The 532-nt window shown below is 54.7% G+C and carries 1 pseudogene; it reads right to left on the bottom strand.

What is annotated here, in order from left to right:
* Nucleotides 1–532: pseudogene (locus H6B10_RS15150) on the bottom strand (PolC-type DNA polymerase III); the annotation flags it as partial.

The following is a 532-nucleotide window of genomic DNA, read 5'->3' as shown; positions in this document are numbered from 1 at the left end:
TACTTAAATTCGAAGTGGGTAGTCAACAGGCCGCCCTTTACGTCATCGGCAGGGTGCTGGATGGCGCAGAAGTCATAAATATCGAAAGTGTCCGGCACAACGACCATGCCGCCCGGGTGCTGACCGGTGGTACGCTTGACGCCGGTGCAGCCGATAACCAGACGGTTTTCCTCGGCACGGTTGACCGTCTTGCCCCGCTCTTCCAGGTACTTCTTGACGTAGCCGTAAGCGGTTTTATCCTGCAGACCGGATACCGTACCGGCTTTGAACACGTTTTCCTTGCCGAAGAGTTCCTCGGTATAGCGGTGCACATGGGACTGGTACATACCCGAGAAGTTCAGGTCGATATCCGGTTCCTTGTCACCGTAAAATCCCAGGAAGGTTTCAAAGGGAATGTCGTGACCTTCCACGATCATGGGATGACCGCAGACCGGGCATTTTTTATCCGGCAGGTCGAATCCGTCAAAGTGAATGCCGTCATCGATCCACTCACTGTGTTTGCACTCCGGGCACAGATAATGGGGCGGCATGG

Source organism: Gemmiger formicilis (assembly GCF_016901605.1).
GTDB classification, from domain to species: domain Bacteria; phylum Bacillota; class Clostridia; order Oscillospirales; family Ruminococcaceae; genus Gemmiger; species Gemmiger formicilis_B.
Note: the sequence above shows the minus strand (reverse complement) of the source record. Positions and strands in the feature narration are given on the sequence as shown.